Source organism: Paracoccus simplex (assembly GCF_042648325.1).
GTDB classification, from domain to species: Bacteria; Pseudomonadota; Alphaproteobacteria; order Rhodobacterales; family Rhodobacteraceae; genus Paracoccus; species Paracoccus simplex.
Genome location: NZ_JBHRXE010000059.1, coordinates 1 through 4,274 on the forward strand (window position 1 = coordinate 1; position 4,274 = coordinate 4,274).

The 4,274-nt window shown below is 61.6% G+C and carries 4 protein-coding genes and 1 pseudogene; all 5 read right to left on the bottom strand.

What is annotated here, in order from left to right; all coding sequences use genetic code 11:
• The coding region (gene tnpC / locus ACFOMP_RS18325; protein WP_379033257.1) for an IS66 family transposase at nucleotides 1-1,408 on the bottom strand (1,408 nt) is incomplete at its 3' end.
• A 68-nt stretch (nucleotides 1,409-1,476) separates the two neighbouring features.
• Nucleotides 1,477-1,830, bottom strand: a complete 354-nt coding sequence (gene tnpB / locus ACFOMP_RS18330) for an IS66 family insertion sequence element accessory protein TnpB (protein WP_379033260.1) — start codon at nucleotides 1,828-1,830, stop codon at nucleotides 1,477-1,479.
• Entirely contained in the window at nucleotides 1,830-2,246 is a 417-nt protein-coding gene (gene tnpA / locus ACFOMP_RS18335) for an IS66-like element accessory protein TnpA (RefSeq protein WP_119752218.1), read from the bottom strand. The genes tnpB and tnpA overlap by 1 nt, the downstream gene beginning before the upstream one ends.
• A gap of 97 nt (nucleotides 2,247-2,343) precedes the next feature.
• On the bottom strand, nucleotides 2,344-3,075 hold the full coding sequence (locus tag ACFOMP_RS18340) for an IS110 family transposase (protein WP_379033264.1): 732 nt from the start codon (nucleotides 3,073-3,075) through the stop codon (nucleotides 2,344-2,346).
• A gap of 193 nt (nucleotides 3,076-3,268) precedes the next feature.
• Nucleotides 3,269-4,210 (bottom strand): annotated as a pseudogene (locus tag ACFOMP_RS18345) (IS3 family transposase); the annotation flags it as partial.
• Nucleotides 4,211-4,274: the final 64 nt, after the last annotated feature.

Here is a 4,274-nt window from a genome sequence, read left to right on the forward strand (position 1 = left end):
AGACCAACTTCAAATGTTTCCAGATACTTGAAGAAGAGGGGCACAATGACTCACCACTCGCAATCGGCCTCATCTGGTTCTCGACCGGGTTGGTGTCGAGCTCCAGCATGCCGTGCTCGAGGAAGCGGATCAGTCCGGGCCAGTGCGCGAGGGAGTAGCGGATGTCTTCGGCAAGCTGGGATTTCTGCGGTATGCGCGAGAGTTGGGCTTCCAGCCAGGGTTTCAGCGCCGCGATGATCGGGGCCGAATGCTCACGCCGGGCAGCAAGGCGCATAGCGGCCTCCTTGCTCCGCACGGACTTCTCGATCTGATAAAGCAGCGCGATCTGGCGCAGCATTTCCTCGGCAATGGGTGAGCCATCGCTCTCGAAGCGCTTTACGAAGCGGCGGCGGACATGGGTCCAGCAATAGACCAGTTGCCACGGGCCATTGTCGCGCGCGATCTCGGTCATCGCGTTGTAGGACTGGTAGGCGTCGCATTGCAGGAAGCGGCCCCGGTATCCGCCAAGGAACTTCAAAGGATGTTCTTTCCCCCGGCCGGGGGCGTAATGGAACAGCACGATGGGTGGGCCAGCACCGCCATGCCCGCGATCATCGGCGACGACGGCCCAGAAGAAGCCGCTCTTGGTGCGTTTCAGGCCCGGTTTCAGCACCGGCGCGCGGGTTTCATCCACGAAGATGCGGTCGGCACTGCGCAGATGGGCACGCATATGGTTGATGACGGGCATCAGGTGGAAACAGGCGCGCCCGACCCAGTTGCCGAGTGTGCCGCGGTCCAGATCGATCCCTTGCCGCTTGAAGATCTCGGCCTGCCGATAAAACGGCAGGTGGTCACCGAACTTCGAGACGATAATCCAGGCGATGAAGAGTTCCGTGGGCAGCCCGCCGGGCACGACATGCTCGGGGGCATGGGCCTGCGCGACAGCTTGCGAGCAACGGCGGCAGGCGTATTTCGGGCGCCGCGTGACCAGCACCCGGAACTGGGCGGGGATCACGTCGAGACGTTCGGACACGTCTTCCCCGATCCTGGCCATCTCGCCGCATCCACAGGGGCAGAGCGTGCTGGCAGGCTCGATCACGCGCTCGACCCGGGGCAGATGCGACGGCAGATGGCCAAGGTTGCGCTTGGGCTTGCGCGGTGTTTCTCCGCGCGCCCGTTGCATCGCCGCTTCGGCCTTTTCTTGTGCTGCCTCGAGCACACCTTGAGCAAATTCGGCATCTTCCAGGGGCAGGTTGAACTGGTCGGGCGAGAGCTTTTCGGAGCGCTTGCCGAATTTCTCGCGCTGCGCCGCGTGCAGGATATCCTGCAGCCGCCGATTGGCCTCTTGCGTCTCGGCCAGCGTCGCCTCCACCTCGGCGAGGCGGGCCTTCAGCAGGGCGTTTTCGCGCGCAAGATCAGCTGTTTCCATGGCGGGAAGTGAATCACAGGATGCCCTTGCAGGCCAGCAAAAACAGGCGTTTCGACGCAGCCTGCCAGTCACCCCGCCGCCAGCGGGCGCCGCGCCCGTTCGGGTCGGACCAGCCGCCAATCCACGCCCTCAAACAGCGCTGCAAACTGCGCTCGGGACATGCGCATGACCCCGTCGCGCACCTGTGGCCAGACGAACTTGCCGCCCTCGAGCCGCTTGTGAACCAGCACCATCCCGGTCTGATCCCAGATCAAGAGCTTGATCCGATCCGCCCGCTTCGCTCGGAACACAAAGGCGGCTCCGCAGAACGGGTCCATCCCGAACATCTCCTGCACCGCCAGTGCCAGACCGTCGATCCCCTTGCGAAAGTCGACAGGCCGGGTCGCCACGAAGACCTTCACCGGGCCGCCCTGGCCGAACATCACGACGCCGCTGCCCGTGCCGCGCGGATTGCCCGGGTCAGTTGGCCCTCGTCGACACCAGGACCCGCGCGGATGACGATGTCGCCCACCACGATTTCGAGATCAGACCCGGGGACGGCCGCCGAAGCCTCAGTCGCGCTGTCATCAACCACCAGTTCCGCGAAGAACGGCAAGGCCGCCACGCTTTCGGGCACCACCAAATTACCTTTGCGTATCTGCTTGCGCCAATCGTAAATCTGCCAGCGGGTCGTGCCGTGCTTGCGCGCAGTATCTGCGACCGTCACCCCGGGCATCATGCTCTCCGCCGCGATCCGCGCCCGCTCTGCCTTCGTCCGCCGCCGACGACCGCTTGGCCCCCCGATCACCTCAAGCCGCGAGACCCCGACGCCTATAGAGCCGTCCAATTGGACGCCCATTTTGCCGTCTCTCTCCAAATCCAAAACCTCCGCCGCACATGTGCGTGGAGAATGAAGGCATCAACTCAAAAATGGCAGGAGGGGATCGGCGTCGCGCTTACATTTCTGCGACTGTCAGGGCGGCTATTCCATGAGACATCATCAACTCCGGGGCGCGTGTGCTAACAAGGCGCTCAAGTTGTTTGTCGTGAGCAACGATCTCTTCATGGAGACAAAGCCAACGTCGCGCCAAGGCACGCATTGCCAATTTTGCCGAAGCCATGGGATTGTCGATATCACCGGGCCGAAGCGCCGCAACATGCCGGATCAGCGCGACTTTCCCGCGGACCTGGTCCAGTGCTTCACGAAGGGCGGCGGGCGCGTTAATGATCAACGTTTTCAGCGTCACCATCGCCTGCGAGCGCGACTTAACAGCGGTATCGCGTGCAATCTTCAGGTGCCTGATCATCTCGGATGACCCGATTTGCGTTTTGGCCTGTGCGGTTGCTTGCCCGGCGAGGACAGATCGTGCAGCACCCTCGGCATCCAGACTGTCTGTCTTGCCTTGGCTGTATCGCAGTTGCCTATGGGGCCGCGTCACCTCAAGGACCGTATGGCCCCGAGCCAGCAAAGCCCGCGATAGACCCGCGCCATAGGAACCGGTCCCTTCTATTCCGAATGCAAGAACCTTCCCGAAAGACAGCGCCCATCGTTCCAGCTCCTGATAACCTTTCGGATTTGCAGGAATCGACAATGCGCCCAAGCGAGCTCCCTGCATATTGATCACAACAGCAACGTGCGTTGCTTTGTGCGTGTCGACGCCGATAATAACGGGATATGTGGTTTGCATGCTGCCCTCATTGCTGGAAATGCCCGGGCGCCGATCTGAGAGGACAGGACTGTGATGGGGCGCACCCATCAGGCTCCTATGAGGTCACATCTCACCCGTTGCCAGGGCGACTTGCTGGCCGACACGTCAACACAATGACACGCAGTCAATCGTAGCATGGCTCAGGCCATCAAGCCGCAACACCATAATCACAGTCATAACAATTACCTTTGCCGCTCATCGAGACCCGGAAGCCATGCTGGCGCAGGATCTTCTGATAGTCATGCGAACAGTATTGGCTGCCACGATCGCTGTGTAAGATGCAGCCTTTGGGCGGCGATCTGAAGGCAATGGCCATCTTCAAGGCCCGGATCGCCAGATCGCGCTTCATGCGGTTGCTGACGGCCCAGTCGATCACGCGGCGGGAATGCAGGTCCAGGATGACTGTCTGATACAGCCACCCCTCGCGGGTCCAGATGTAGCTGATGTCGCCCGCCCATTTCTGGTTCGGCCCGGCTGCACTGAAGTCGCGATCCAGCAGGTTTGGGGCGATGTCGAACGTGTGATCGCTGTCGGCTGTTGCCTTAAACTTGCGTGTTCTTTCAACGGTGATCCCGTTTTCGCGCATCAGGCGACCGACGCGCCGGTGTCCCACATCGATGCCGACCTCCTTCAGTTCCTCGGTCATTCGTGGGCGGCCGTAGCTGCCCAGGCTCAGGCGCGACTGTTCCCTGATATGCGCCAGAATAACCATATCCGTGCGCTGCCTACGGCGGGCCGGGCGACTGCGGAAAGCCCGCAATCCACGCGGGCTGACATTCATGACCTGACACAACCGGTCGATCGGGAAGGCCTCGCGCTGTTCTTCGACGAACCGAAACCTCATGGCTTTTGGCTCGCGTAGAACTGGGTGGCTTTTTAAGATATCCCTCTCCTCCTTGAGGATACGGTTCTCGCGCCGAAGCCGTTCGTTCTCCTGCGCAAGCTCTCGATCCTCGGGCGATACCACATCCGTGTCGCGGTGCGCGTTCTCCCACTTGTTCAGCGTCGAAAGCCCAACGCCCAAATCATCCGCAACTTGTCGCCGTGTCAGCCCGCTGGTCAGCGCAATTCGCACTGCATCCTTGCGGAATTCATCCGTTCTTCCCGTGCCCATAGTTGTAACCATCCGGCGTAGGCCGCGGACGGGTGTCCGTGCTCAGGGAGTGGGCTTGGGTGCT